We start from the raw sequence: 26,181 nt of genomic DNA on the forward strand, positions 1-26,181 counted from the left end.
CGTGATGCTTTCGGTCATCTTGCGCGAGCCTCGTGTTTGTCATACAAAGGATCCCTCCACACGGAAGGGCGAGGCTCGATTGTGACCACTCTTGCGCCGTCGCGGCAGCGGCGGCTTCTCCGCGTAGCGGCTTCGTCCAACTACACGCAGTACGTGTTGCGCTCCAAGCGCAATGATTGCGCGGGCGCCCTGGTCGGCATGGCCGCCGCAATGGAGCGTCGCTTCTCTACCAATCAGTCGTATCTGGGACTTGCGACAGGCGGGGGAGACACTGGCGCGCCAGCCGCAGCGTTCTACCCCGCCCAGTGCCCGATTGATGGCGGCGCAGCAACATACAACTTGACCATTGCTGCGGCGACCCAAACGACGTTTACGCTCAATGCGGCCCCCACCGGTAGCCAGGCTGGCGATACCTGCGGCACGTTGTCGCTCACCGAAACCGGCGTCAAGGGAGCCACCGGCGGCACCGTTCAAGCCTGCTGGTAACACGGATGAATATTCAGCAGCGCGCAGCCAAGCGCTTTGCGCTGCCGCTGCGGGGCCGTCCCCTGCTCGCAACAATCCAAAACCTCGCGGTAGTATCGGGGCGCCTATTCTGGAGTGCCCGATGCGCCCCAACGCTCCCATTCGCGCTATCGCCTCTAACGCGCCGACACGCATGATTCGCAGTGTCAGTTCGAACGCTTGGGAGGCTTCGGGCGCCCGCGGGCGGGGACTCTGTACTGTCGGGGTTAGCCGCAGCGATCAGGTATGCCGGTCGCTGTCGGCATCGCCTGCAGCACCGACCCACAACGCATCGACGTCCCTTGTGTCACCCGCAACTGCCACCCACACCCGCCATGAGCGCTAGCGAAATCGCCCTCATCGGCATTGCCGCCTTCATGGCCGGCGCCATGAATTCCGTCGCCGGTGGCGGCACCTTCTTTTCTTTTCCGGCACTACTCGCCGTTGGCGTACCCCCCGTCATGGCCAATGCCAGCAATGCGGTTGCGCTGTGGCCGGCCAGCCTGGCCGGGGCACTGGCCAGTCGCGACGCCTTGTACAAATACCGCGACCGCCTGCTTCCGCTTTCAATGGTTGCCTTCCTTGGCGGGCTACTGGGCGGGTTGCTGCTACTCACTGTGCAGGATCGGCTATTCACCCAACTCATCCCGTGGTTGCTTGGCACGGCCACGCTTCTGTTCGCCTTGAGCGGCTCACTCTCGCGCTTGCTGGCGCGCGTGCGCGGCACCACGGGTCCGAGTCATGGGTTGGGCGGCACGGTTTTTCAGTTCCTGGTGTCGGTGTATGGCGGATTCTTCGGTGCGGGCATGGGCATTGTCATGATCGCGGCGCTGGCCATTCAGGGGCATACCGATCTGAACGAGATCAACGCGCTCAAGAATTGGCTGTCTGCGGTGATCTACAGCGTCGCGGTCGTCACTTTTGTGGTGGCGGGCGCAGTCAGCTGGCCGCACACCTGGATCATGCTGGTCACGGCCGTCGCCGGGGGCTACCTGGGTGCACGCCTCGCCCGGCGCTTGCCGGCCATCTGGCTGCGCCGCATGGTGATCGCCATTGGTTGCGGACTCACGGTCTACTACGCCCTGCCTCGCTGAGATAAAAAAGACCTCGACGCCGTGGGCAATCCCTCAAGAAAAGCCGGTGGCATTCGTTAATTCCCTCGACGGCCAAACTCAGAGGAAGGATCACTATGTCGGAGGGGGAGGGGCAGTTCGTCTTCGCTGACGAAAAGCTGCCCAAGCGCGGCGCGCTGATGACATCGCAACCGCCGTGGCGAATCCTGGTGGTGGATGACGACGCCGACGTCCACGAAGCCACACGCTTCGCGCTCAAGGGCATCCCCATTCTTGGCCGCCCGGTTGAGTTCCTCCATGCCCACTCGGGCGCCGAAGCTCTCGCCGTGCTCCGCCGCGAGCAAGACATCGCCGTGCTGTTGCTCGATGTGGTGATGGAAACCCCGGACGCCGGCCTGCGCATCGTCAGCGCCATTCGCGACGAGCTGCAGCTGACCAATCTGCGTATTGTTTTACGTACCGGACAACCCGGCCAGGCGCCTGAAATGGACGCCATCAGCCGCTACGACATCAATGACTACAAAACCAAGAATGAACTGACCCGCAACAAGCTGTTCACCACTGTCACGGCCGCCCTGCGCTCCTACGAGCAGTTGCGTCGCCTTGACGCCAGCCGACGCGGACTGGAAAAGGTCATCGCTGCCAGTAACGACGTGATGACCCGCCCGGGACTGCGCAGCTTCGCCGAAGGCATCATCCTCCAGATCGCGAGCCTCATCGGGGTGCCGCCCGAAGGCCTGGTCTGCGCCAGCACGCCACAGCAGCCGCCTCAGAACGGCGATGTCGCCGAAGTTGAGATCATCGCTGCCGCGGGCCGCTTCAGCGGGTTGACCGACAAGCCGTTCGACACCATCGACGAACCAAGAATCACCACGGCCTTGCGACAAAGCCTGAGCGAACGCCGCAATCTGGTCGAAGCGCACAGCGTCGCGCTGTTCTTTGAAACCCAGGATCAACACGCCTACGCGGTCTTCGTCGACTCCAATGAGCCAATCCACGAGCTCGACCAAAGCCTGCTGCACATGTTCTGCACCAATATGTCCTTGTGCGCACAGAACATCCAGCTGGTCAGCGCCTTGCGCGATCAAGCCTATTTTGATCGTCTGGTCAGCCTGCCCAACCGCTCAGCCATGCTCAGAGAGCTGGATCGCGCCATCGACAGCGCCGGCCGCAACGAACAGGCCTTGGCCCTCGTCGATATCGATCAGTTTTCAGCGGTCAACGACCTCCTCGGGCACCCCTACGGAGACCAGCTGCTGAGCGCCATTGCGCAGCGATTGAGCAAAGAGTTTCCCGGGTGTTTCGTCGCCCGGGTGTCTGGCGACGTTTTCGGGCTGCTGGGCCGGCGCGAACATCTCACACCCGACGCGATTGGCCGGCTGTTCAGCACGCCATTCAACATCGATCAGGTCGATCACCCGCTCACCGTCAGCACCGGCATCGTCCATTTGCGCGATGTTCAGGGCAGCGGCTCGGACGGCATACAAAATGCCTACATCGCACTGAAACGTGCAAAAACCACCGGGCTCGGCCATCACGCCTACTACTCCGAATCCATTGCCAACGAAACACACGACCGCAACCGGATGCGGATTGCGTTGCACCGGGCACTGGCCAAAGGCGATCAGCTCTATCCGGTGTTCCAGCCGCAGCTCGACCTCCTGTCTGGACGGGTGGTGGGGCTGGAAGCGCTAACGCGCTGGCGGGGCGACAATGGCGCGCATGTGTCGCCCGACCGGTTCATCCCGGTGGCCGAGCAGACCGCCCTTATCCTCCCCATTGGAGAATGGATTCTTCGCCGGTCGATCGATGTTCTGGAGTCGCTCCATCAGCACGGACACACGGGCTTGCGCATGTCAGTCAACGTCTCCACCGTGCAACTACGCCAGCCCAATTTCCTGAGTATCCTCGACCATGCGCTGGACGGCTCGTCCATTCGCCCCGAGTGCCTGGAACTCGAAATTACCGAATCCGTCGCGGCCCTGGGCATCAATCAGGTCCGCACCTTGCTCGAAGCCATCCGCGCTCGCGGTGTCTCCATCGCCATTGATGACTTCGGCACAGGTTTTTCGTCCTTGTCTTACCTGCACCGCCTACCCGCCAACCGGCTGAAGATCGACCGCTCCTTCATTCATACCCTCGAACACGCTCAAAGCGGACGGATTGCCGAAATGATCGTCCCGCTCGGCCACCAGCTCGGCATGAAGGTACTGGCCGAAGGCGTCGAGACCGCCAGCCAGCGCGACCGCTTGCGCGCCCTCGGCTGCGACGAAATGCAAGGCTACCTGCTGGCCCGCCCGATGATCGCCGACGATCTCGCCGCCTGGCTCGATGCCTACCGCCCCAACGCCGACTAGCCTGTCCTGATCGCGTAGAATACGGCCGGCCCGAAGCACACGCGTGTTCGCATGAGACTCGCCGCGCCGCCTCGTCACGCAGCATTCGGATGACGCGGCCCCAGAATGGCTGCGATGCGTCTCGGCGGTTGTCGACAAAACATCCAACGCAAACACGCACTGAACTTCGGCCACCGTCGTGACGGGCGCACCGTCGCGCCCGCACACCCCCGGACGCTCCAAGAATGGTCGAAATTTTCGATGTTGTACTGCGCGCCGGCCGCGCAGGCGTTGAACTAGCCCTGTTTGTGCTGCTGCCGGTGATGGTCGTCATGCTGTCACTGATGCGCCTGCTCGAAGCGCGCGGCGTACTCGACTGGCTGGTCCGCCAGCTCGCGCCCCTGCTGCGCCCGGCCGGTCTGACCGGCCTCGGCGTATTTGCCGCCCTGCAGATCAACTTTGTCAGTTTCGCCGCGCCGGTGGCCACGCTGGCCATGATGGCTCAGCGAGGCGCCTCGCCACGGCATATCGCCGCGACGCTGGCCATGGTGATGGCCATGAGTCAGGCCAACGTCCTGATCCCGATGTCGACCATGGGCCTGGCGTTCGGCACCACCCTCCTCCTGTCGCTGCTGGGCGGCCTGGCGGCCGCGGCAACGACTTACCACGTATTCGGCAAACACCTCTCCGACCAGGAAGACGCCGTTGACGAAACCCTGCGCCACCCGGTCGCCGACGACGCCAAAGGCGTGCTCGACGTCATCAACCGCGCCGGCGCCGAAGCCTTCAAGATCACCATCGGCGCCATCCCCATGCTCGTCCTGGCGCTGGTCGCCGTCGCCGGCTTGCGCGCCAGCGGCATCATCGATGTCCTCACCGGCGCACTGGCGCCCACCCTGGTGCTGCTCGGCATCGACCCCGCGCTGATCCTGCCCACACTCACCAAATTCATCGGTGGTGGCACCGCCATGATGGGGGTGATGGACGACATGCTGCGCGCGGGCACCGCCAGCGTCGCCAGCCTCAACGCCAGCGCCGGTTTTCTGGTGCATCCGCTCGACATCCCGGGCATTGCGGTGCTGATTTCGGCCGGCAGACCCGTCGCCGCCGTCTGGCGCGTGGCAGTGATCGGCGGGGCCGTTGGGATCGCGCTGCGCACCATCGGACACATACTGCTCACCTGACCAGGAGGCCCCCCGTGCTCAACGCCATCACCTTGCTACTGGTGTTTCAACTCGCTGGCGAAGTCATCGCCCGTGGCCTGGGCATTCCCTTGCCGGGCCCGGTGCTCGGCATGGCGCTGCTGTTTGTCGCGCTGATTCTGCGCGGCGGGCCGGGTAAAAACCTGCAAGCCACCGCCAACGGACTGCTTGGGCATCTTTCGCTACTTTTCGTCCCCGCCGGCGCCGGCATCATGCTCCATGCCGACCGCCTCGCCAGCGAATGGCAAGCCTTGCTGGCTGCGCTGGTGATCAGCACGCTGGCCGCACTGGCAGTCTCCGCGCTGGTACTCACCGTCATCCTGCGTCGCCGCGGGAGCGGCTCATGATCCGCCACGACTTCAGCGGTCTGTGGGTCTACCTCTCCGCCTCGCCCCTGCTCGGGCTGACGCTGACCTTGATCGCCTACCTCGGCGCCTGGCAACTCCATCGCCGCACCGGCGGGCATCCGCTGGTCAATCCGGTACTCATCGCCGTGCTGGTGCTGGTTGGCGTCCTTTGGGCCACCGATACGCCCTACGAAACCTATTTTGACGGCGCCCAGTTTGTTCACTTCCTGCTTGGCCCCGCCACGGTCGCCCTGGCCATTCCGCTCTATGGCCAGATCCAGCGCTTGCGCGCCATGGCCATTCCGCTCGGCATCACGCTGCTGTGCGGCGCGGCAACCGCCATCGTGGTCGCGTGGGGTGCCGGCGCCGTGCTCGGCGCCAGTGAGGCATCGCTGATCTCCCTCGCCCCGAAAAGCGTCACCACCCCGATCGCCATGGCCGTTGCCGAAGCCCTTGGCGGGCTGCCCTCGCTCACCGCGGCGCTGGTCATCATGACCGGCATTTTCGGTGCCATGGTGGCGCAAGGCCTGTTCCGCCTGCTTGGCACCCGCGACCCCGCCGTACAGGGCTTTGCCATGGGGCTGGCCGCCCACGGCATCGGCACCGCGCGCGCCTTTCAGATCAGCGCGGAAACGGGGGCCTTTGCCGCCCTGGCGATGGCCACCAATGGCCTGCTCACGGCCCTGCTGACGCCTTGGCTGCTGCCCTGGCTCAGTCGCTGGTTCGCGTAGCACGGCGCCGCTCACAGACGTTGCCCACCGTGGCGATCTGACCGATACTCGGTCCGGAGGCGACCGATGCAACCCAAACCCGCGCAACGCGCTTACTGGCAACGCAACACCCGACTGACCGTCGCGCTGCTGTGCGTCTGGTTCATAAGCACCTTCGTCGCCGGCTACTTCGCCGATGAGCTCAACCGCTTCACCTTGTTCAACTTTCCCTTTGGCTTCTATCTCTTCGCCCAGGGTTCCTTGCTGATCTACCTGATCATCATTGGCATCTACGTCAGCTACATGAACCGGCTCGACCGCGACTGGGTGCGTGAATCCGCCCCCGGCGAGCCGCGCACCCGCTTCCCGTCATCCGGCGAGTAAGCCGCCACGGCCGACACCCGCGGTCAAATTAATGCCTCGATAAAGCGCATTAAGGTTTCTGTAAGCTTTCCTCTCGATACTCCATCTGCCCGTCACTTTCCGGCAGCGCGTGGTTTGTCCACTCACTGACCCGGTGTGCTGGTGGAGGGCGCCAGGGAACACGCTGGCTACCGCCATCGGACGCCGTCCGGAAGTGGCATTCAATAATATTTGAGAGGAGATAGGCGATGGAGAAGCCACAAGGGTCAGGCGACGCGTACTGGCGCGCCACACTCGGCCTGCTGACCACCGTGCTCATTATCTGGTTTGTCGTGTCCTTCGGGTTCGGCATCATCCTGCAGCCGATGCTAGACAGCATCATGCTGGGCGGTTACCCGCTCGGCTTCTGGTTCGCACAGCAGGGTTCGATCTACATCTTCGTGGCGCTGATTTTCTATTACGCCCACCGGATGGGTCAGATCGACCGCGAACACGACGTTCACGAAGACTGAGGAGACTGACGAATGGATCTGAAAACACTGACCTATATCGTCGTCGGGGCAACCTTTGCCCTGTACCTCGGTATCGCCTTCTGGGCACGCGCTGGTAGCACCGGCGAATTCTATGTCGCCGGCGGCGGCATTCACCCCATCGCCAACGGCATGGCCACTGGCGCTGACTGGATGTCGGCAGCCTCCTTCATCTCCATGGCCGGTCTGATCGCCTACAACGGCTACGGCGCTTCGCTGTTCCTGATGGGCTGGACGGGCGGCTACGTGTTGCTGGCCATGCTGCTGGCGCCGTACCTCCGGAAATTCGGCAAATTTACCGTGCCAGAATTCATCGGTGATCGCTTCTACTCCAATACGGCCCGTATCGTTGCCGTCATCTGCCTGATCCTGGCTTCCATCACTTACGTGATCGGTCAGATGAAAGGCGTTGGCGTGGCGTTCTCGCGCTTCCTTGAAGTGGATTACGACACCGGCCTGTACATCGGCATGGCGCTGGTGTTCTTCTATGCCACCCTGGGCGGCATGAAAGGCATCACCTACACGCAGATCGCACAGTACGTGGTCCTGATCTTCGCCTACACCATCCCGGCGATCTTCATCTCCATGAACCTCACCGGCAACCCGCTGCCGCAGTTGGGCCTCGGCTCGACGATGGCAGATGGCTCCGGCATGACACTGCTGGCCAAGCTGAACCTCGTGGTGACGGAACTGGGCTTCAAGGAATACACCACCCAGACCATTGCCGGCCGTCTCGACATGTTTGTCTACACCCTGTCGCTGATGATCGGTACCGCAGGCCTGCCCCACGTGATCGTTCGCTTCTTCACGGTGCCGAAGGTGTCCGACGCACGTTCGTCCGCGGGTTGGGCGCTGGTGTTCATCGCGATCCTCTACACCACGGCTCCGGCGGTTGGTGCCATGGCTCGCCTGAACCTGCACGCCACCATCCAGACGGGTGAAATCGGTTCGCCGGAAGGCAACCTGTCGTACGAAGAGCGTCCGCAGTGGTTCAAGAACTGGGAAAAGACCGGTCTGCTGCAGTTCGAAGACAAGAACGGCGACGGTCGCATCCAGTACTACAACGACAAGAACCCGGAAATGGCCGCGAAAGCCGAAGGCTTCGGCTGGAAAGGCAACGAGATGGTCAAGGTCGACCGCGACATCATCGTGCTGGCCAACCCGGAAATCGCCAAGCTGCCGCACTGGGTGATCGCCCTGGTCGCAGCCGGTGGTCTGGCCGCTGCGCTCTCGACGGCTGCTGGTCTGCTGCTGGCCATCTCCTCCGCCATCTCTCATGACCTGCTCAAGGGCGTGTTCATGAAGGGCATTTCGGAGAAATCCGAACTGCGCGCAGGTCGTATCTCGATGGCTGGCGCGATCGTTGTCGCTGGCTACCTTGGCCTGAACCCCCCGGGCTTCGCCGCTGGTACCGTGGCGATCGCCTTCGGTCTGGCTGGCGCCTCCATCTTCCCCGCGCTGATGCTTGGTATCTTCTACAAGCGGATGAACAAGGAAGGTGCGATCGCCGGCATGATCGCGGGTATCTCGGTCACCATGCTGTATGTGTTCCAGCACAAGGGCATCCTCTTCATCAAGGGCACTGAGTTCCTGGGTGACCTGGGCCCCAACTGGTTCCTCGGCATCCAGCCGAACGCCTTCGGTGCGATCGGTGCCATCGTCAACTTCGCAGTCGCCATCATGGTTGCCAAGATGACCGTTGAGCCGCCGCAGCACATCCAGGATCTGGTCGAATCCATCCGTACCCCGCGTGGTGCAGGTGGCGCGACCCACTAAGTAGAAACACCCCTGGGTGTTCAGACAACCCCCGCTTCGGCGGGGGTTTTCTTTTGGATAGTCCGAAACACACCGGCGACTTGGGGAAAACGCCGATAACGGCAGACGCCTTCTCGGTGGTACGCTGCACAGCACCAAGACTTCCCTCCCCGAAACCCACCGAATTCGAGGCCCCAGATGTACAAGCACATCATCGTTGCCGTTGACGACAGCCCCACCTCACAACGCGCCATTGAAGAGGCGGCCGCCCTGTCTGCCGCCAGCGGCGCCCGCCTGACCGTGGTACATGCCGTGGATGAGGCGCTATTTGCGCATTTCAACCGCGTCACCCTGGCCAGCCGGGACGCGGTTCAACAAGCCCTGATCAAAGAGGGCCAAAGCGTGCTCGAAAGCGCCGTCGCCGCGGCGACCGCCGCCGGCACCAAGCCGGAAAGCAAACTGCTCGCTTCCGAGCATCACTCAACCTCCGATCAGATCGTGCAGGCCGTCGTCCAATTGGGCGCCGATCTGCTGATCGTCGGCTCACACGGGCGTCGCGGCGTGCAACGCCTGCTGCTCGGCAGCGTGGCTGAAAAACTGCTCAAGAAAGTGAGCATTTCGGTGATGGTTGTCCGCGGCACCGTATAAGGCCCGCTCACAAACAGCCTGCTATCATCCGGGGGTGCCGCCTTCCACATGGAGGGCAGCACCCCCGTTTTTCATTGCGCAGGACGGCCGCTTTCATCCCCACCGCCGGCCTCTCCATGTGTCACCCATCGCAACAACACACCACGCATACTCATGGAACATCTGACTCACTGGCTGACTACCTTGGGCTTCGATGCCACGCAGAGCGGCCTGACCTCTCAAGTGTTTCTCGTCGTCCTCGCCGTTGTCGTGGCCAATTTCGTGATCAGTCGCGTCCTCACGCGTCTGATCGCGGCAGCCCGAAAGACTTCGCTGGTCTGGGATGACGCCGCACTTGAGGCGCTCGGCCGCCCCCTGCGGATGCTGATCTGGCTGCTCGGCATCGCCTTTGCGGCCGACATGGTCGGACAGCATACCGATGCCCCCATCTTCGACGCGGTCGACCCGATGCGCAAGGTCGGGGTGATTGCGCTGATCGCGTGGGCACTCACCCGCCTGATCGGCAACACCGAGCACGCCATCATCGCGCGCGGTGAAGCGCTCGGCCAGCCTGCGGACCTCTCGACGGTGGCCGCCATCGGCAAGCTGCTACGCATCACCGTCATCATCACCACGGCGCTCATCGCCCTTCAGTCGCTCGGCTTCAGCATCTCCGGCGTACTCGCGTTTGGCGGCGTCGGTGGCATCGCGATCGGCTTTGCGGCCAAAGATTTGCTGGCCAACTTCTTTGGCGCGCTGATGATCTATCTCGACCGCCCCTTCGCGATCGGCGACTGGATCCGCTCTCCTGACAAAGACATCGAAGGCACCGTCGAAGACATCGGCTGGCGCTTGACCCGCATCCGCCGCTTCGACAAGCGGCCGCTCTACGTCCCCAATGCGATCTTCACCCAGATTTCCGTCGAAAACCCGGCCCGGATGACCCATCGACGCATCAACGAAACCATCGGCATCCGATATGACGATCTCGACAAGATGCAAGCGATTACCGATGACGTCCGGCAGATGCTGATCGATCATCCCGACATTGCCGACGATCAAACCATGATCGTGCACTTCAATACCTTCAATGCTTCGTCGGTCGATTTCTTCGTGTACACCTTCACCCACACCACAAAATGGGTGGAGTTCCATCGGGTCAAGCAGGATGTCCTGCTGCACGTGGCGGCCATCATCGACCGGCACGGCGCAGAAATCGCATTCCCCACTCGCACCCTGCATCTACCCGATGGTGTCCGCGTCGGCAGCGCGCCAGAGCTGGAGCGCGCAGCACAACCGGTCAAAGCCTGAGCAACTCAAAAAAAACGCGCCAGCCGGCGCGTTTTTCTTTTCTGACAACGACTGGTGTTCTAGCGCTTGCCAAACAGCCCGCCAAGCATCGACAGCCCTTGTTGAAGCATCTCCGAGTTGTCATCGACCTGACCATTCGGCGAGAGCATATCGATCAACTGCGGCAAGGAACCGGCCAAACCCGACGCCGCTTCCGGCTGACTCATACCGAACTGACTGGCCACCTGCGCCAAGGTATCCGGGCCAATCGCCTGGCTCAGCGCATCCGCACCGACCGGCTGATTCTCACCCTGCCCCAGCCAGGACGCCACCTCACCTCCCAGCCCGCCCGACTGCAGGCGCGACAACAAGCCGGGCAAGCCGCCTTCGCTGTTCTGGATCAGAGACTTGACGATCTCCATCATCGGATTCTCCGCGCTGCTGCTACCGCCACCGAGCACCTGTCCGGCCAGTTGATCAAGCAATCCCATGTTGCGCCCTCCTTCAATCTGTTCGTGTCACGACATCATGGCCTGTCAAATCGCGCGCAACAAGGCACGTGACAGGGTTTCACAAGATCGACGGCCGCGCATTTCGGTAGAATGCAGCCATTCCACCGCCTAGACACCAGCGAAACATGACCCAAGACGAACTGAAACAAGCCGCAGCCGAAGCCGCCCTCGATTTCGTGATCGACGGCAGCATTGTCGGCGTTGGCACCGGCTCGACCGCCAACTTCTTCATCGATGGCCTGGGCCGCATGAAAGGCCGGATCCGGGGTGCGGTCGCCAGTTCTGAGGCCAGCGCCCAGCGCCTGGCCGCGCACGGCATCACGCTGTTCGACTTGAATGACGTCACCGAACTGCCCGTCTATGTCGACGGCGCCGACGAAATCGATGCCTCACTGGCCATGATCAAAGGCGGCGGTGGCGCACTGACGCGCGAGAAAATTGTCGCGGCGGTGGCCACTCGCTTTGTCTGCATCTGCGATGCCACCAAACAGGTCACGACGCTGGGCCGCTTCCCCTTGCCGGTCGAGATCATCCCCATGGCCCGCGCCCAGGTCGCGCGAGCATTGACTGCACTCGGCGGCCGCCCGGTCCTGCGCGAAGGCTTCATCACTGACAACGGCAACCTGATCCTCGACGTCCATGGATTACAACTCGCCGACCCCATCGCATTCGAGAGCGAGCTCAACCAGATCGTTGGCGTCGTGACGAATGGGCTCTTTGCGCGTCGCGGTGCAGACACCTTGTTGCTTGCCGCGCCCGGCGGCGTCCGTCGAATTGATGCGCTGTGACATCAAACTGTCATCTAAATTAAGTATTTTGCCCCCTTCGACTCTCCCGGCCCGATTGACCCCATGACTGAACACACCTCCAAGCAATTTGAATTCGAGCTTGAAAGCATCCGCACCCGCGTGCTCCAGATGGGCGGCATGGTCGAGCTGCAGATCGCCAAGGCCATCGAAGCGCTCGCCACGGGCGATCTGGATGCCCTGGAGGAGGTCGTCGACCAGGACCACCGCATCAACCTGCTAGAGCTGGAGCTCGACGATGCCTGCGTTCAGATTGTCGCCAAACGCCAGCCGGCGGCCAACGATCTGCGCTTGGTGATGTCCGTCGTCAAGGTCATTACCGATCTGGAACGTATCGGCGATGAAGCCAAAAAAATCGCCAAAATGAGCAAGCGCCTGCATTCGAGTGACTCTGCCTTTGTACCCCGAATCGAGCTACGCCACGCCGCCAGCCTGGCAGTCGACATGCTGCGCAAGGCGCTCGACGCCTTTGCCCGCCTCGACATGAGCGCCGCCGCTGAAGTGGTGCGCCAGGACCGCGAGGTGGATGCGGAATTCAAGGGCATCATCCGTCAGCTGATCACCTTTGTGATGGAAGACCCACGCACGATTTCGCGCGGCATCGACATCCTGTTCATGGCCAAAGCCATCGAACGCATTGGCGACCACGCCAAGAACGTGGCCGAGTACGTGATCTACATGGTCAAGGGCCAGGATGTGCGTCACACCGGTCTGGCCAATATCGAGCGCGCTGCAAACACCGACTGAAGCCACTCAACGGGCGCAAAAAAGGGACGGCATCGCCGTCCCTTTTCATTTGGCGCGAACCGCCTCAGTCGGTCGGCGGCACATAGCCACCAATCGCATCGGCACCACCACCAAAGAAATAACGCTCCATCTGCTCGGCGAGATACTTTCGCGCGCGAACATCCATCAGGTTCAAGCGGTTTTCATTGATCAGCATGGTCTGGTGCTTGACCCACTGGCCCCAAGCCTCCTTGGAGACATTCTCAAACACCCGCTTGCCCATTTCGCCGGGCACCGGGGGGCGATCCAGCCCTTCCGCCTCACGACCGAGTTTCACGCACTGAACCATTCTTGCCATTGTCTTCACCTGTGTCGAAATCGATGGATCATCAAGGCCGCATTTTAACGGAAAAGACGCCGCCGCCCGTCAGGACCGATGACGCCCACGCGCCGCGCAGGTTTGCCAGCAGTTCTTACCCGCCGATTTCGCGCGATACATGGCCGAGTCGGCCGCCGCCACGAGCGCATCCACCGACAGCGCGTCATCGGGGTAGCAGGCGTAACCGACACTCGCGCTAATGGCCGCGCCGGCGATCTTGATGCCCGCCACCTCAGTCACCACCCGTTGCGCCAGCTCCTGCAACGCCAGTTCGTTCGCTTCCGCAATCAAGATCGCAAACTCATCGCCGCCGACGCGAAACAGTTGCTCATTACGACGCACAACGCGGCGAATCGATGTCGCCACAGCCACCAGCACTTCATCGCCGGTCTGATGCCCGAGCGAATCGTTGATCGGCTTGAAGCCATCGAGATCGAACATCATCAAGCCGATCTGCGTCTGTCCGCGCTGAGCGCCCGCCAGGCCCGACTCCAGCGCATCATGAAAACGTCGGCGATTGTAGAGATTGGTCAGCGGATCACGCTCAGCGAGACGCAACAGATCCTCCGACGCGCGGCGCTGTTCCGTCACATCCTCGAAAACCCACAGACGCCCCAGCGAACGTGTCGTCCCCTCGCCGGTGACCATGGCGGACACCTCCTGAAGCCGGCGACCATTGATCAAGCGCAACTCATAGGGTTCCGACCGGCCGCGCTGCTTCTGGACCACATCCACGTGAGCACGATAGTCCTCCGCCGCCTCCATCTGCGCCATCGCCTCGGCCAACAATCGCGCATCTCGCACGCCGAGAAGACCTTCGCCCGTCCCGCCGAAACCCCAGATCCGCAGCAAGGCCGGGTTGGCATAACGGACCCGACGGTCAGCGTCGACAAACAGAATGCCGAGCTCAATGACATCCAGCAGCGCCTGCAGACGCTGACGCTCATCACGATTACGCGACAGATAGTGCTCACTCAAACCCTGCGCCCGGCGCAAGGCGGCAACCGTCTCGAGCAGCTGGAGCTCCGTCGTCTTGCGCGCCTGATCGCTCACAATGGACATCCGGATCATCTGGAGCTGGCCGCCATCATCACGCACCGGACGCCAGAAACACGTGACCCAGACCACCGCGCCTTGCCGGTGTCGCAAGCGCATTTCACTCTGGCCGGTCTCTCCGGCCATGGCACGCGCACATTGCTCGCGCGCATAGCCTCGATCCAGTTCATCGACCAGCAAATTGATGAGATCCGGCGCCGCAACGCACTCGTCCGCCGAATAGCCAGAGAGCGTCGCGATGGCAGGGCTGACCCACGTCAGGCGGCCGTCGGCCGAAAACGCCATTTCGGCTCCTGCGCCGGTTTCGGCAATCAGCTTCAGGCGCTTCGCCGCCACGCCCCGCCGATAGGCCGGTCCAAGAAACAGCAATGCCGTCGCGCCACTGGCCAATGCCGCAGCCAAAGCTTCGGCCGCGTCCCCGGCGCCGCCGGCCCTGGCCAACCCCGCCCCGAGCAACGCAGCCAAACCCACCAGCAGCGCTTGCCATAGCGGTATTGTCCAGTGCTTCTTTCCCGCCCCTCGCGCCATGACCGCCTCCGATGGGGAGTCCGCGGTCGTTGGTTATGGTCTTTACTTGATGCGCTTGACCAGCACTTTCGACCGACGCTGAAAGTTGTACAGATCGCGCTTTTGCGACGGCAAGCGCTCCGGCCCGACTTCAACAAACCCACGCTCGCGAAACCAGTGCGCGGTACGCGTGGTGAGCACAAACAAGGCTTCGAGCGACTGCTCGCGCGCACGCCGCTCCATACGCCGCAGCAGCATCTCGCCCAAGCCGGCTTCCCGGTATTCCGGCATCACGGCCAGGCAGGCCAGCTCTGCAGCGCGCTCTTCACTGAAAGGATACAGCGCCGCGCAGCCGACCAGCATGCCATCGTGCTCCACCACTGAAAACCGGGTGATCTCCTGCTCCAGCAACTCCCGCCCACGACGCACAAGCGTGCCATCGGCTTCGAGCGGGGCGAGCAGGCTGACCAGTGCGCCGACGTCGTCGACCGACGCCTCGCGCAAGCGGAACAACACGTCGCGCGACACCACGGTGCCCACCCCCTGATGGGTAAAAAATTCAAGCAGCAAGGCGCCATCACGATCCCGGTCGATCAAGTGAACCCGATTGACGCCCTTGCGCACGGCGCGAATCGCACACGGCAGGTAAAGATCGAGGTCTTCGGTCAGACCCTGCCCGGCCTGAAGCATGCGTTCGGCGGCATCGGCGGTGATCGAGTCGATCAGCTGACCATCGACATCGAGCAGCCCCGGCGCATCGCACAAATACAGCAGCTTCTCGGCCGACAAGGCGACCGCCACTTCCTCGGCGACGTTTTCGACCGTGAGGTTGAAGATCTCCCCCGACGGCGACACGCCCAGGGGCGAGATAAGCACCACGTTTTGCTGGTCAAGATCAGCCGCAATCTCTTCGGCCAGAATCTTGCGCACCGATCCGGTGAATTGCAGATCGACGCCGTCAACCACGCCCTCGGGCCGGGCAATGATGAAGTTGCCGCCGGTCACGCGAATATAGCTACCGGCCATTGGCGTGTTGGGCAACCCCTGCGACAGCAGCGCTTCGAGCTCCAGGCGTGTCACGGCGATTGCCGCTTTTACGCCATCGAGCGCATCGGCGTCGGTGACGCGTACGTTGTTGTGAAATCGCGACTCCACGCCCCGGCGCGCCAGTTCGGCATCGATCTGCGGCCGGGCGCCATGCACCAGCACCAGCCGGATGCCCAGCGCCGACAGCAAGTTGCAATCGTAGGCTAGCTTCTGCGCCTGCTCACCGGCGGCAATCTCACCCCCAAAGCCGATCACGAAGGTCTTGCCGCGAAAGGCATGAATATACGGGGCGGCACCGCGCACCCAGGCCACAAAATTCTGGCTCAGTTCGTCAGCGGGGTCGAGATCGGTGAGTGTGTCCTGCACGGGTACTCCGTCATGTGGTCCGGGCGCCGCAAGTCGCAGCCAATACAATTATTCTATCGTGATCCCCCGGCCAGATGCTGCGCCAGCCGAACCGACACGCGCCTCAGTCCAGCGCGGCCTCCAGCCGATCGCAGATGGTTTCGAGCACTTTGATCCGCGCGAAGCGTTTGTTGTCGGCTTCGATCAGCGTCCAGGGCGACACCTCGGTGCTGGTACGGTCGATCACGTCGCTCACCGCGCGCGCGTAGTCGGGCCAACGCTCGCGATTGCGCCAGTCTTCATCGGTAATCTTGAAGCGCTTGTGCGGCTCGTTGGCGCGCTCGTTGAAGCGCGCCAGCTGTTCGTCCTGGCTGATCGCCAGCCAGAATTTGACCACCACCGCACCGGCCTCGGTCAGCTGGTCTTCGAAATCGTTGATTTCCTGATAGGCGCGCATCCAGTCGGCCTCGCTGCAAAAACCCTCGACCCGTTCGACCAGAACACGGCCATACCACGAGCGGTCGAAGATCACCGCCTTGCCGCGCCGCGGCAGATGTCGCCAGAAGCGCCACAGGTAGGGCTGCGCCCGCTCCTCCTCGGTGGGTGCGCCGATCGGCACCACCTGATACTGCCGGGCATCGAGCGCCGCCGTCACCCGCCGGATCGCACCGCCCTTGCCGGCGGCATCCATGCCTTCGAATACCAGCACCAGCGCACGCTGGCTGAAGTTCGCCCGGCGGGTGAGCAGAGCCAGCCGGCCCTGCAGACGTTCGAGCGCTCGGCCGTAGTCAGACTTGCTCATCGGCTGGTCGAGCATCAGGGCATCGAGCAGGGTGAGCCCGTCATCGGCAGGCGCCATCGGCGCCACACTCAAGCGTGTCTGCCACTGCCGCGCCACGCCCAAGCGTTTGCGCATCGCCGCCAGCAAGGTTCGCCCGACGCGCAATGCGCGGTACCGCGCATCGGAGCCATCCACAACAATCCACGGCGCCTCGGCGGTATCGGTGTGCCGGAGCACATGCTCGGCTACATCCCGCAACTTGTTGTACTGCTTGTAATTGCGCCAGTCGGCGGCGGTCACGCGCCATCGCGTCAGCGGGTCGGCCGCGAGTTTCTTGAGCCGCGCTTTTTGGCGGTCACGCGACAGATGAAACCAGAACTTGATCAGCAACACCCCTTCGCGCGCCAACATGGCTTCGAAACGGTTGATTTCATCCAGGCGCTGATCAAGACGCGACGCCTTCATCTGACGATCGGCCCGCTGCCGAATCGGTTCGTGATACCAGTTGCCAAACAGAATGCCGATGCGCCCCTTGGGCGGCAGGCTGCGCCAGAAGCGCCACATGGGCGGGCGCTGACGCGCTTCATCGCTGGGCCGGTCAAAGGCGCGGATGACCAGGTGGCGTGGGTCCATCCACTCGCCAAGCAGATTGACCGTCTCGCCCTTGCCGGCGGCATCGACACCATTGATCAGCACCACCACCGCGCATTCGGCCAATTCGCGCAAATCGAATTGGGCGTCGAGCAACTCGGCCCGCAACAACGGCACTTCAGCCTCGTACACGGCCTTGTCGATACGGTGGCCCAACTCTGCGGATTCAAACATGCCCTCTCCCGTCCATTACGGCGACTGATCAGTAGTCACCCCACAGCGCCTGTATGGCCGCCACGGCAGCCAGACCAGCGGTTTCGGTACGCAATACGCGCGGCCCAAGCGATACCGCCTCGACACCCCGGGTCGCCATGGCGGCCAGTTCGGTATCATCCCACCCACCTTCGGGGCCGACCAGCAAAGTGATCTGGGCATTCTGGGGCACCGGGCGGGCGCGCAAGGCCTGCGGCGCCGCCGGCGCCAACACCCAACCGCCGGACGCGCCAGTCAGCCAGCGCTCAAGCGACACGATCGGCATCACCTGCGGCAGGCGATTCCGCCCGCACTGTTCGCACGCCGACACCGCCACTTTCTGCCAGTGTGCCAGCCGCTTCTCGGCCCGCGCGCCGTCCAGCCGCAGCACCGACCGCTTGGCCGCCACAGGTTGGATCACTTCCACGCCCAGTTCCACCGCCTTTTGAACCACCCAATCCATCTTGTCACCGCTGGCGAGCGCCTGCACCAGGGTAATCCGGCAGCGCGGCGGCGGATCCAAGGTCAGCGCGGGGCCGAGCACGGCCGTCACGGGCGATGTGATGGACACCAAGGTGGCCGGGTGCGCCTGCCCTGCGCCATCGAACACCTCGATCGCGGTCTCGGCGCGCAGGCGCAAGACCCGCGTTGCATGGTGGGCGGCGTCATCGGGCAACACCACGGAGGCGCCCGCGGACAGGGGGCCGGGGCAAAAGAATCGATGAGTCATCATGCTATTATAAGGTCGGCTTTGCCTGGATATTCCAGTGCTCGGCGCTTCGCCCGACTCACCCGATTGTCGCCTCCAATTCAACGGAGTTGCCCGCCCCGGTTCGCCGGCATCCGGCAACTCCTTGGGGCACCGGCTGCCAGATCGCCGCACCGCCCCGACAGCAGGAATTTTGCGCATGAATACCGCCGCCAAGCGTCTGTCCCGCGCCCGTGCCCTCGAATCCGTCGTCCGCGATATCGCCCGCGACGTGATCCTGCCGAGACACCTCAATACAGCACGCCAGAAAAAAAGCGACGGCTCCTTGTTCACCGAAGCGGACCTCGAGTCGCAGCGGATGTTCTCCAAAGCCTTGCCCGATCTGGCGCCCGGCCCGGTGCTGGGCGAAGAGATGAGCCCCGAGCAGCAAGCCCGTCTGTGGGCGGAAGGCAAGCGCGGCCTGTGGTGCATCGACCCCATCGACGGCACCACCAATTTCGCCAACGGCGTGCCTTTTTTCGCGGTGTCCATCGCCTACCTGATGGACCACGAACCGCGCTTCGGCGTGGTGTACAACCCGGTGACCGACGAGTGCTTCTACGCCGCCGCCGGTGCCGGCGCCTATCTGAACGGCACGGAGCTGCCTCTGCGCCAACCGGCCGAACGCCTGAGCGAAGCGGTCGCCGGCGTCGACTTCAAGCGGGTCAGCCACCATCTGGCCGATGAACTGGCCGTGCGTCCGCCTTATTATTCGCAGCGCAACTTCGGCTCCAGCGCGCTGGAATGGTGTTTTGTGGCGGCGGGCCGACTCGACGTTTACATTCACGGCGGCCAGATGTTGTGGGACTACGCCGCCGGCCGCCTGATTCTGCAAGAGGCGGGCGGCGAATGCGCGGCCCTCGACGGCGGCGACCTGATGGCCGGCCCGGCGGTCAAGCGCGGCGTCATCGCCGCGGCGAGCCCCGGCCTGTTCCAGCAGTGGCGCACCTGGGTGTCCAGTCATTCCTGATTTTCGTCGGTCTTTCTCCGGAGTCATTTCATGTCGATGAAGCATCCGATCATTGCCGTCACCGGCTCGTCGGGCGCGGGCACAACCACGGTCAAACACACTTTCGAGGCGATCTTTCATCGCGAGAACGTGAACGCCGCGGTGATCGAGGGCGACAGTTTTCATCGCTATCCGCGCGACGAAATGAAGCGCCTCATCGACGAAGCCGAAGCCCGCGGCGAGCGCGGCATCAGCCATTTCGGCCCCGAGGCCAACCTGATCACCGATCTGGAGCAGATCTTCCGCGCCTATGGCGATTCGGCCACCGGCCGGCGTCGCCACTATGTGCACAACGAGGCGCAATCGCTGCGCTGGAACCTGCCGATGGGCACCTTCACCGAGTGGGAAGACCTGCCGGTGGGCACCGACTGCCTGTTCTACGAAGGCCTGCACGGCGCGATGGTGACCGAAGACGTCAACATCGCGCGCCATGTCGATTTGCTGATCGGCGTGGTGCCGACCATCAACCTGGAATGGATTCAAAAGCTGCATCGCGATACCCGCTTGCGCGGCTATTCGAAAGACGCGGTTCAGGACACCATCCTTCGACGCATGCACGACTATGTGCATTACATCGTCCCGCAGTTCTCGCACACCCATATCAACTTCCAGCGTGTGCCGGTGGTCGACACCTCCAACCCCTTCTCGTCGCGCGACATCCCGACGCTGGAAGAATCCATGGTGGTCGTGCGCTTCAAAGACCCGCGCGGCGTGGACTTCCCCTACCTGCTCAACATGATCAGCGGCTCCTTCATGTCACGCGCCAATACCATCGTCGTACCGGGCGGCCGGCTGGACCTGGCCATGCAACTCGTCCTCACGCCGCTGATCTGGAAACTCATGGAGCGTCGTCGTCAGTGGGTCTGATTTTCATGGCAAGACAATGATTCCATGACAATAATCCGGCAAAAAACATACCGCCCGCCGGGCTGCTGCGACGCACAAGCGGGTACCCAAGCGCGCCCATTTCGACGATAATTCCGCCTTTCCCCAATCTGGCCCATGAGCCGCGAGAGAGCGATGTCGTCTGAGCGCAACGTCACACTGCCCCAGTTCAACCCGATCACCGGCGCGATTCGCGCACTGGCCATGGATGCCGTCCAGAAAGCCAAGTCGGGCCACCCCGGCGCGCCCATGGGCATGGCCGAGATCGCCGAAGTGTTGTGGCGTCACAATCTCAAGCACAACCCGGCCAACCCCAAGTGGGCCGACCGCGACCGCTTCGTGCTGTCCAACGGTCACGGCTCGATGCTGATCTACGCCCTGCTGCACCTGACCGGCTACGATCTGTCCATCGACGATCTGAAGAACTTCCGCCAGTTGCACAGCAAGACGCCGGGGCACCCCGAGTACGGCTACGCGCCGGGCATCGAAACCACCACCGGCCCGCTCGGCCAAGGCATCACCAACGCGGTCGGCATGGCGCTGGCTGAAAAAGTGCTGGCCGATGAGTTCAACCAGTCCGGTCACGACATCGTCGATCACCGCACCTGGGTCTTCCTCGGCGACGGCTGCCTGATGGAAGGCATCTCGCACGAAGCCTGTTCGCTCGCCGGCACCTGGGGCCTGGGCAAGCTGACCGCCTTCTATGACGACAACAACATCTCCATCGACGGCCATGTCGACGGCTGGTTCACCGACGACACGCCGAAGCGCTTCGAAGCCTATGGCTGGCAGGTGATCCGCGACGTGCAAGGCCACGACAGCGCCGCCATCCAGGCCGCCATCGAACAGGCCAAAGCCAACACCACGCAGCCGACGCTGATCTGCTGCAAGACCGTGATCGGCGCCGGCGCCCCCAACAAGCAAGGCGGCCACGATGTGCACGGCGCGCCGCTGGGCGACGCAGAAATCGCCGCCGCACGCGAATATATTGGCTGGAATCACCCGCCCTTCGAAGTGCCCGACAACGTCTACGCCGCCTGGAATGCACGCGAGGCCGGCGCCGCCGCCGAAACCGAGTGGAACACCCGCTTCGCCGCCTACCGCAGCGCACACCCGGCGCTGGCTGCCGAATTCGAGCGCCGCATGAGCGGCACCCTGCCGACCGACTGGCCCGCCCATGTCGACACCGTGCTGGCCAAAATCGCCGAAAAGGGCGAAACCATCGCCACCCGCAAGGCCAGCCAGAACGCCATCGAAGCCTTCGCCCCGAAGCTGCCCGAGCTGCTCGGCGGCTCCGCCGACCTCGCCGGCTCCAACCTCACACTGTGGTCGGGCGCCAAGGGCGTGAGCCGCGACACCGGTGGCAACTATGTGTACTACGGTGTGCGCGAGTTCGGCATGGCGGCGATCGCCAACGGCGCCAGCCTGCACGGCGGCCTGATCCCCTACACCGCCACCTTCCTGATGTTCAGCGAGTACGCGCGCAACGCCCTGCGCATGGCTGCACTCATGAAGCTGCGCCAGATCTTCGTATTCACCCACGACTCCATCGGCCTCGGCGAAGACGGCCCGACGCACCAACCCGTCGAGCAGACCGCCACGCTGCGCTACATCCCCAACATGGATGTCTGGCGCCCCTGCGACACCACCGAGTCAGCCGTCGCTTGGGCGCACGCCATCGAGCGCGCCGACGGCCCGTCGACCCTGTGCTTCTCGCGTCAGAACCTGCCTTTCCAGGCGCGCAGCGCCGAGCAGACCGCCGCGATTCACCATGGCGGCTATGTCTTGTCCGAAGCCGGCAATGCGTCACGCGCCGACGCCCCGCATGCAGTTATCATCGCGACGGGCTCAGAAATCGCGCTGGCCATGGCTGCGCAGAAAGCGCTCGCCGACATCGGCACCTTCGTGCGCGTGGTCTCCATGCCCTGCACCAACGTATTCGACCGTCAGGATGCCGCGTACAAAGCTGCCGTACTGCCCGCCGGCATCCCGCGCGTTGCGGTCGAAGCCGGCGTGACCGACTTCTGGCGCAAGTATGTTGGCCTCGAAGGCGCAGTCATCGGCATCGACAGCTTTGGCGAATCGGCCCCGGCGGGCGAATTGTTCAAGCTCTTCGGCATTACCGCCGAAGCGGTGGTCGACGCCGTACGCGCACGCGTGGGCTGAGGCAAACAGAATACTTACCGGATTCAAACTAGAGAAAGAAGGACGCTATCCATGACGATCAAAGTTGCCATCAACGGCTTCGGCCGCATCGGTCGCTGCACTCTGCGCGCCATCTACGAGCAAGGTCTGCAGGAAGAGTTCGAGCTTGTCGCCATCAACGCCTCGGGCGACCTGGCCACCAATGCGCACCTGCTCAAGTACGACACCACGCACGGTCGTTTTGCGACCTCGGTCGAGACCGAAGGCGAAGACACGATCATCATCGACGGCAAGAAGATCCCCTTCTACTCCACCAAAGATCCGAAAGGCGTGAACTGGGGCAGCCACGGTGTTGACGTGCTGCTCGAATGCACCGGCGCCTACACCAGCAAAGCCAAGGCTCAGCAGCTTCTCGACATGGGCGCCAAGCGCGTGCTGATCTCGGCGCCGGGCGGAGACGATGTCGACGCCACCATCGTCATGGGCGTGAATGAAGAAGTGCTCGGCGAAGGCATGACCGTCGTCTCCAACGCCTCGTGCACCACCAACTGCCTCGCGCCGGTCGCCAAGGTGCTGTCCGACAGCATCGGCATCAAGCAAGGCCTGATGACCACCATCCACGCCTACACCAACGACCAGGTGACCGTGGACGTGCGCCACAAGGACCTGCGCCGTGCCCGCGCCGCCGCCGCCAACATCATCCCGACCAAGACCGGCGCCGCCAAAGCGGTTGGCCTGGTGCTGCCGCAGCTCAAGGGCAAGGTCGACGGCTTCGCCCTGCGCGTGCCAACCATCAACGTATCGCTGGTCGACCTCACCTTCACCGCCGAGCGTCAGACCACCAAGGAAGAGATCAACGAGCTGATGACCGCTGCGGCCAATGGCCCGCTTAAGGGCATTCTGGCGGTCAACACCGAACCGCTGGTCTCCAGCGACTTCAACCACACCACCGTATCGTCCACCTTCGACGCCACCCAGACCCGCGTGATTGATGGCACGCTGGTCAAAGTGCTGGCCTGGTACGACAACGAGTGGGGCTACTCCTGCCGCATGCTCGACGCCGCGCGCGCCTTCGCGCAGGCTAAGTAACTGACCCGAGCACGGGGGCGCTCAAAGCGTCCCCGTTTTCGTTCACGCCTGCCGGACCTGCCCATGACACTTCGCCTGGCCATCAACGGATACGGTCGTATCGGCCGCTGTTTGCTGCGCGCCCTGCACGAATCGCCCTACCGCGACGCCTATCGCGTCGTCGCCATCAACGAACCGGCCGATCTGGCGAGCATTGAGTACCTCACCCGCTTCGACTCGACTCATGGGCGCTTCCCCGGCGTGGTGGAGACGGAGACGAACACGCTGGTGATCAACGGCCAGCGCATCGCCGTCACGCATGAGACGACCCCCGAAGCCGTCAATTGGGCCAGTATGAACATCGACCTGGTGATCGAATGCTCGGGGCACTACGGCACACGCAAAGAACTGCAGCGCTTCATCAACGCCGGTTGCCCGCGCATCCTCCTCTCGCACCCGGCCAACAGCGCCGAGGATGTCGACGCCACCATCGTTTTCGGCATCAATCACGACACACTCACCGGTAACGAGCGCATTGTCTCCAATGCCTCCTGCACAACCAACGCCGTCGTCCCGGTACTCGATATCATCGATCAAGCCTACGGTGTCGACCAAGCCATTCTCACCACCCTCCATTCGGTGATGAACGACCAGCCCCTGATCGACGGCTACCACCACACCGATCTGCGCCGCACCCGCTCCGCCATGCAGTCCATCATCCCGGTCGCTACCGGACTGGCCCGCGGCGTCGAACGCCTGCTGCCCAGGCTCACCGGACGCGTTCAGGCAAAGGCCATTCGGGTGCCGACACTCAACGTCTCAGCCATCGAACTGGCGCTGACCGTGCGCGCACCGGTCAGCAGCGTCAAGACGATCAACCAGCTCCTCGCCGATGCCGCCCATCGCCGACATCAGGCGCGGCTCGCCTACACCGAACAGGCTCACGCCTCGATCGATTTCAACCACGACCCGCACTCCGCCGTCATCGACGGTGGTCAGACACGTGTCGGCGGCGAACACCTCCTCAGCCTGCTAATCTGGTTCGACAACGAATGGGGCTTCGCCAGCCGCATGGTCGACGTGCTGCATCATTGGCACCCCAGCTGGCCAAGCACGGATTCTTTGGATTCACTTCTGGAAACCCCGCAATGAAAGTCAAAAAACTCAACGAACTCGACGTCAGCGGCAAGCGCGTCTTCATCCGCGCCGACCTCAATGTCCCGCAAGACGACGCCGGCAACATCACCGAAGACACCCGCATCCGGGCTTCCATTCCGTCCATCCAGTACTGCTTGGACCAAAACGCCGCGGTCATGGTCACCTCTCACCTCGGTCGCCCAACCGAAGGCCAGCTGTCAGCAGACGACTCCCTAATGCCTGTGGCCGTGCGCCTCGGCCAGCTACTCAATTGCCCGGTCCGCCTGATCAACAACTGGATCAATGGCGACTTTGAAGTCAAACCGGGCGAGGTCGTGCTGCTCGAGAACTGCCGCGGCAACGTCGGCGAAAAAAAGAACAACGAAGAGCTCGCCAAGAAAATGGCCGCGTTGTGCGACGTCTACGTTAATGACGCATTCGGCACCGCACACCGCGCGGAAGCCACGACGGAGGGGATCGCACGCTTTGCACCAGTCGCCTGTGCCGGCATGCTCATGGGCGCTGAAATCGACGCGCTATCCAAGGCGACCGAAAACCCGGCCCGCCCACTGGTCGCCATCGTCGGTGGCGCAAAGGTATCGAGCAAACTCACCATCCTGCGCACACTCGCCGACAAGGTCGATCAGCTCATCGTCGGTGGCGGCATCGCCAACACCTTCCTGCTCGCCTCGGGCAAACGCATCGGTGAATCGCTCGCCGAACCCGAACTGGTCAAGGAGGCGCAAGCCATCATGGACATGATGAAAGCCCGCGGCGCCGAAGTCCCCCTCCCCGTGGACGTCGTCGTCGCCGATGAAGTCTCCGCCCTGGCCCGCGCCAACCGCATCCCCGCGGATGAAGTCGGCGCACACGACCGCATCCTTGACGTCGGTCCAAAAACCGCCGCCAAACTCGCAGATATCATCGCCCACGCCGGCACCATTGTCTGGAACGGCCCGGTCGGTGTCTTCGAACACGCTCAGTTCGCTGGAGGTACCAAAATGATGGCCTCAGCCATCGCGCACTCCGAAGCCTTCTCCATCGCCGGCGGCGGTGACACCCTCGCCGCCATCGCAAAGTTCCACATCGCTGAAGATATCGGCTACATCTCCACCGGTGGTGGCGCCTTCCTTGAGTTTCTAGAAGGAAAAACTCTGCCCGCTATCGCGGCACTCGAAGAACGATTCGACAACTAATTTTTCGGCACTTGAATGACAAAGGCGACCCAAGAGGTGGCCTTTGTTTTATCTGTCGTGAATCTGACCTGCTCCCCGACAGCCGTACCACTTGATTGGCAGTGGGGATTACCCATGGACTTCGTCAGTGACGCGCTCGCCAGCGGTCGCCGGCTCAAATGCCTGACCGTGGCCGACGACTTCAGCCACGAGTGCATCGACATCGCCGTCGCCCATGCCATGCCGGGCAGCCATGTGATCCAGGTGCTCGAGCA

At 63.0% G+C, this 26,181-nt stretch carries 25 protein-coding genes and 1 pseudogene; 20 read left to right on the forward strand and 6 right to left on the reverse strand.

Annotated elements, in window-relative coordinates:
* From FHP89_RS19765 to FHP89_RS19815, 11 genes are all read left to right on the forward strand, one after another.
* Window positions 1-486, forward strand: a 486-nt coding sequence (locus FHP89_RS19765) for a type IV pilin protein (protein WP_144224980.1), incomplete at its 5' end; no start/stop codon positions are given.
* A 353-nt stretch (window positions 487-839) separates the two neighbouring features.
* Complete coding sequence (locus FHP89_RS19770; RefSeq protein ID WP_144178970.1) at window positions 840-1,598, forward strand: sulfite exporter TauE/SafE family protein; 759 nt, start codon at window positions 840-842, stop codon at window positions 1,596-1,598.
* Between the two features lie 95 nt (window positions 1,599-1,693).
* Entirely contained in the window at window positions 1,694-3,934 is a 2,241-nt protein-coding gene (locus FHP89_RS19775; protein WP_144178971.1) for a bifunctional diguanylate cyclase/phosphodiesterase, read from the forward strand.
* 224 nt (window positions 3,935-4,158) lie between these two features.
* Window positions 4,159-5,097: a nucleoside recognition domain-containing protein gene (locus FHP89_RS19780; RefSeq protein ID WP_144178972.1), complete on the forward strand. Its 939-nt coding sequence runs from the start codon at window positions 4,159-4,161 to the stop codon at window positions 5,095-5,097.
* A 14-nt stretch (window positions 5,098-5,111) separates the two neighbouring features.
* Window positions 5,112-5,462, forward strand: coding sequence for a CidA/LrgA family protein (locus tag FHP89_RS19785; RefSeq protein WP_144178973.1), 351 nt, complete (start codon window positions 5,112-5,114; stop codon window positions 5,460-5,462).
* Window positions 5,462-6,193 (forward strand): LrgB family protein, encoded by a 732-nt coding sequence (locus FHP89_RS19790; RefSeq protein WP_391525984.1) that lies wholly within the window; start codon window positions 5,462-5,464, stop codon window positions 6,191-6,193. The genes FHP89_RS19785 and FHP89_RS19790 overlap by 1 nt, the downstream gene beginning before the upstream one ends.
* A gap of 66 nt (window positions 6,194-6,259) precedes the next feature.
* A complete protein-coding gene (locus FHP89_RS19795) occupies window positions 6,260-6,556 on the forward strand; it encodes a DUF4212 domain-containing protein (RefSeq protein WP_144178975.1) in 297 nt (98 codons plus the stop codon).
* A gap of 227 nt (window positions 6,557-6,783) precedes the next feature.
* A complete protein-coding gene (locus tag FHP89_RS19800; protein WP_144178976.1) occupies window positions 6,784-7,047 on the forward strand; it encodes a DUF4212 domain-containing protein in 264 nt (87 codons plus the stop codon).
* 12 nt (window positions 7,048-7,059) lie between these two features.
* Window positions 7,060-8,841, forward strand: coding sequence for a sodium:solute symporter family protein (locus FHP89_RS19805; protein WP_144178977.1), 1,782 nt, complete (start codon window positions 7,060-7,062; stop codon window positions 8,839-8,841).
* Between the two features lie 177 nt (window positions 8,842-9,018).
* Window positions 9,019-9,468, forward strand: a complete 450-nt coding sequence (locus FHP89_RS19810) for a universal stress protein (RefSeq protein WP_144178978.1) — start codon at window positions 9,019-9,021, stop codon at window positions 9,466-9,468.
* A gap of 153 nt (window positions 9,469-9,621) precedes the next feature.
* Window positions 9,622-10,758 (forward strand): mechanosensitive ion channel family protein, encoded by a 1,137-nt coding sequence (locus FHP89_RS19815; RefSeq protein WP_144178979.1) that lies wholly within the window; start codon window positions 9,622-9,624, stop codon window positions 10,756-10,758.
* 59 nt (window positions 10,759-10,817) lie between these two features.
* Here FHP89_RS19815 and FHP89_RS19820 read toward each other — a convergent pair whose 3' ends face one another.
* A complete protein-coding gene (locus FHP89_RS19820; RefSeq protein WP_144178980.1) occupies window positions 10,818-11,228 on the reverse strand; it encodes a YidB family protein in 411 nt (136 codons plus the stop codon).
* A 146-nt stretch (window positions 11,229-11,374) separates the two neighbouring features.
* On the opposite strand from FHP89_RS19820, the gene rpiA reads away from it, so the two are divergent.
* Window positions 11,375-12,037: a ribose-5-phosphate isomerase RpiA gene (gene rpiA, locus FHP89_RS19825; RefSeq protein WP_144178981.1), complete on the forward strand. Its 663-nt coding sequence runs from the start codon at window positions 11,375-11,377 to the stop codon at window positions 12,035-12,037.
* 63 nt (window positions 12,038-12,100) lie between these two features.
* Complete coding sequence (phoU, locus tag FHP89_RS19830) at window positions 12,101-12,802, forward strand: phosphate signaling complex protein PhoU (protein WP_144178982.1); 702 nt, start codon at window positions 12,101-12,103, stop codon at window positions 12,800-12,802.
* 64 nt (window positions 12,803-12,866) lie between these two features.
* Here phoU and FHP89_RS19835 read toward each other — a convergent pair whose 3' ends face one another.
* The 5 genes from FHP89_RS19835 to FHP89_RS19855 form a co-directional block, all read right to left on the reverse strand.
* Window positions 12,867-13,139 carry an oxidative damage protection protein gene (locus FHP89_RS19835; RefSeq protein WP_144178983.1) on the reverse strand — a complete coding sequence of 91 codons (273 nt, stop codon included), beginning with the start codon at window positions 13,137-13,139 and terminating at the stop codon, window positions 12,867-12,869.
* A 69-nt stretch (window positions 13,140-13,208) separates the two neighbouring features.
* Window positions 13,209-14,744 carry a GGDEF domain-containing protein gene (locus FHP89_RS19840; RefSeq protein ID WP_144178984.1) on the reverse strand — a complete coding sequence of 512 codons (1,536 nt, stop codon included), beginning with the start codon at window positions 14,742-14,744 and terminating at the stop codon, window positions 13,209-13,211.
* A 42-nt stretch (window positions 14,745-14,786) separates the two neighbouring features.
* The gene (gene argA, locus FHP89_RS19845; RefSeq protein ID WP_186300353.1) at window positions 14,787-16,136 is read right to left on the reverse strand and encodes an amino-acid N-acetyltransferase; all 1,350 of its coding nucleotides are present in this window, start codon (window positions 16,134-16,136) and stop codon (window positions 14,787-14,789) included.
* A gap of 103 nt (window positions 16,137-16,239) precedes the next feature.
* Complete coding sequence (gene pap / locus FHP89_RS19850) at window positions 16,240-17,721, reverse strand: polyphosphate:AMP phosphotransferase (RefSeq protein WP_144178985.1); 1,482 nt, start codon at window positions 17,719-17,721, stop codon at window positions 16,240-16,242.
* 28 nt (window positions 17,722-17,749) lie between these two features.
* Window positions 17,750-18,469, reverse strand: a complete 720-nt coding sequence (locus FHP89_RS19855; RefSeq protein ID WP_144178986.1) for a 16S rRNA (uracil(1498)-N(3))-methyltransferase — start codon at window positions 18,467-18,469, stop codon at window positions 17,750-17,752.
* Between the two features lie 178 nt (window positions 18,470-18,647).
* On the opposite strand from FHP89_RS19855, the gene FHP89_RS19860 reads away from it, so the two are divergent.
* The 7 genes and pseudogenes from FHP89_RS19860 to FHP89_RS19890 all read left to right on the forward strand — a co-directional run.
* The gene (locus FHP89_RS19860) at window positions 18,648-19,457 is read left to right on the forward strand and encodes an inositol monophosphatase family protein (RefSeq protein WP_144178987.1); all 810 of its coding nucleotides are present in this window, start codon (window positions 18,648-18,650) and stop codon (window positions 19,455-19,457) included.
* Between the two features lie 30 nt (window positions 19,458-19,487).
* Window positions 19,488-20,363: a phosphoribulokinase gene (locus FHP89_RS19865; RefSeq protein WP_144178988.1), complete on the forward strand. Its 876-nt coding sequence runs from the start codon at window positions 19,488-19,490 to the stop codon at window positions 20,361-20,363.
* Between the two features lie 153 nt (window positions 20,364-20,516).
* Window positions 20,517-22,547 (forward strand): transketolase, encoded by a 2,031-nt coding sequence (gene tkt / locus FHP89_RS19870; RefSeq protein ID WP_144178989.1) that lies wholly within the window; start codon window positions 20,517-20,519, stop codon window positions 22,545-22,547.
* Between the two features lie 51 nt (window positions 22,548-22,598).
* Window positions 22,599-23,615, forward strand: coding sequence for a type I glyceraldehyde-3-phosphate dehydrogenase (gene gap / locus FHP89_RS19875; RefSeq protein WP_144178990.1), 1,017 nt, complete (start codon window positions 22,599-22,601; stop codon window positions 23,613-23,615).
* Window positions 23,616-23,678: 63 nt separating this feature from the next.
* Window positions 23,679-24,746, forward strand: a complete 1,068-nt coding sequence (locus tag FHP89_RS19880) for a type I glyceraldehyde-3-phosphate dehydrogenase (RefSeq protein ID WP_144178991.1) — start codon at window positions 23,679-23,681, stop codon at window positions 24,744-24,746.
* Window positions 24,743-25,927: a phosphoglycerate kinase gene (locus FHP89_RS19885; RefSeq protein WP_144178992.1), complete on the forward strand. Its 1,185-nt coding sequence runs from the start codon at window positions 24,743-24,745 to the stop codon at window positions 25,925-25,927. The genes FHP89_RS19880 and FHP89_RS19885 overlap by 4 nt, the downstream gene beginning before the upstream one ends.
* Window positions 25,928-26,035: 108 nt before the next feature.
* Window positions 26,036-26,181 (forward strand): annotated as a pseudogene (locus FHP89_RS19890) (IS3 family transposase); the annotation flags it as partial.

Origin of the sequence: Denitromonas ohlonensis, from assembly GCF_007625205.1 — a bacterium.
In the GTDB taxonomy this organism is placed as follows: Bacteria; Pseudomonadota; Gammaproteobacteria; order Burkholderiales; family Rhodocyclaceae; genus Nitrogeniibacter; species Nitrogeniibacter ohlonensis.

What these genes read in the sequence shown, in the direction of transcription:
- FHP89_RS19770 (WP_144178970.1), top strand. Translation starts at nt 840, where the DNA reads ATGAGCGCTAGCGAAATCGCCCTCATCGGCATTGCCGCCTTCATGGCC.
- FHP89_RS19775 (WP_144178971.1), top strand. Translation starts at nt 1,694, where the DNA reads ATGTCGGAGGGGGAGGGGCAGTTCGTCTTCGCTGACGAAAAGCTGCCC.
- FHP89_RS19780 (WP_144178972.1), top strand. Translation starts at nt 4,159, where the DNA reads ATGGTCGAAATTTTCGATGTTGTACTGCGCGCCGGCCGCGCAGGCGTT.
- FHP89_RS19795 (WP_144178975.1), top strand. Translation starts at nt 6,260, where the DNA reads ATGCAACCCAAACCCGCGCAACGCGCTTACTGGCAACGCAACACCCGA.
- FHP89_RS19800 (WP_144178976.1), top strand. Translation starts at nt 6,784, where the DNA reads ATGGAGAAGCCACAAGGGTCAGGCGACGCGTACTGGCGCGCCACACTC.
- FHP89_RS19805 (WP_144178977.1), top strand. Translation starts at nt 7,060, where the DNA reads ATGGATCTGAAAACACTGACCTATATCGTCGTCGGGGCAACCTTTGCC.
- FHP89_RS19810 (WP_144178978.1), top strand. Translation starts at nt 9,019, where the DNA reads ATGTACAAGCACATCATCGTTGCCGTTGACGACAGCCCCACCTCACAA.
- FHP89_RS19815 (WP_144178979.1), top strand. Translation starts at nt 9,622, where the DNA reads ATGGAACATCTGACTCACTGGCTGACTACCTTGGGCTTCGATGCCACG.
- FHP89_RS19820 (WP_144178980.1), bottom strand. Translation starts at nt 11,228, where the DNA reads ATGGGATTGCTTGATCAACTGGCCGGACAGGTGCTCGGTGGCGGTAGC.
- rpiA (WP_144178981.1), top strand. Translation starts at nt 11,375, where the DNA reads ATGACCCAAGACGAACTGAAACAAGCCGCAGCCGAAGCCGCCCTCGAT.
- phoU (WP_144178982.1), top strand. Translation starts at nt 12,101, where the DNA reads ATGACTGAACACACCTCCAAGCAATTTGAATTCGAGCTTGAAAGCATC.
- FHP89_RS19835 (WP_144178983.1), bottom strand. Translation starts at nt 13,139, where the DNA reads ATGGCAAGAATGGTTCAGTGCGTGAAACTCGGTCGTGAGGCGGAAGGG.
- FHP89_RS19840 (WP_144178984.1), bottom strand. Translation starts at nt 14,744, where the DNA reads ATGGCGCGAGGGGCGGGAAAGAAGCACTGGACAATACCGCTATGGCAA.
- pap (WP_144178985.1), bottom strand. Translation starts at nt 17,721, where the DNA reads ATGTTTGAATCCGCAGAGTTGGGCCACCGTATCGACAAGGCCGTGTAC.
- FHP89_RS19855 (WP_144178986.1), bottom strand. Translation starts at nt 18,469, where the DNA reads ATGACTCATCGATTCTTTTGCCCCGGCCCCCTGTCCGCGGGCGCCTCC.
- FHP89_RS19860 (WP_144178987.1), top strand. Translation starts at nt 18,648, where the DNA reads ATGAATACCGCCGCCAAGCGTCTGTCCCGCGCCCGTGCCCTCGAATCC.
- FHP89_RS19865 (WP_144178988.1), top strand. Translation starts at nt 19,488, where the DNA reads ATGTCGATGAAGCATCCGATCATTGCCGTCACCGGCTCGTCGGGCGCG.
- tkt (WP_144178989.1), top strand. Translation starts at nt 20,517, where the DNA reads ATGTCGTCTGAGCGCAACGTCACACTGCCCCAGTTCAACCCGATCACC.
- gap (WP_144178990.1), top strand. Translation starts at nt 22,599, where the DNA reads ATGACGATCAAAGTTGCCATCAACGGCTTCGGCCGCATCGGTCGCTGC.
- FHP89_RS19880 (WP_144178991.1), top strand. Translation starts at nt 23,679, where the DNA reads ATGACACTTCGCCTGGCCATCAACGGATACGGTCGTATCGGCCGCTGT.
- FHP89_RS19885 (WP_144178992.1), top strand. Translation starts at nt 24,743, where the DNA reads ATGAAAGTCAAAAAACTCAACGAACTCGACGTCAGCGGCAAGCGCGTC.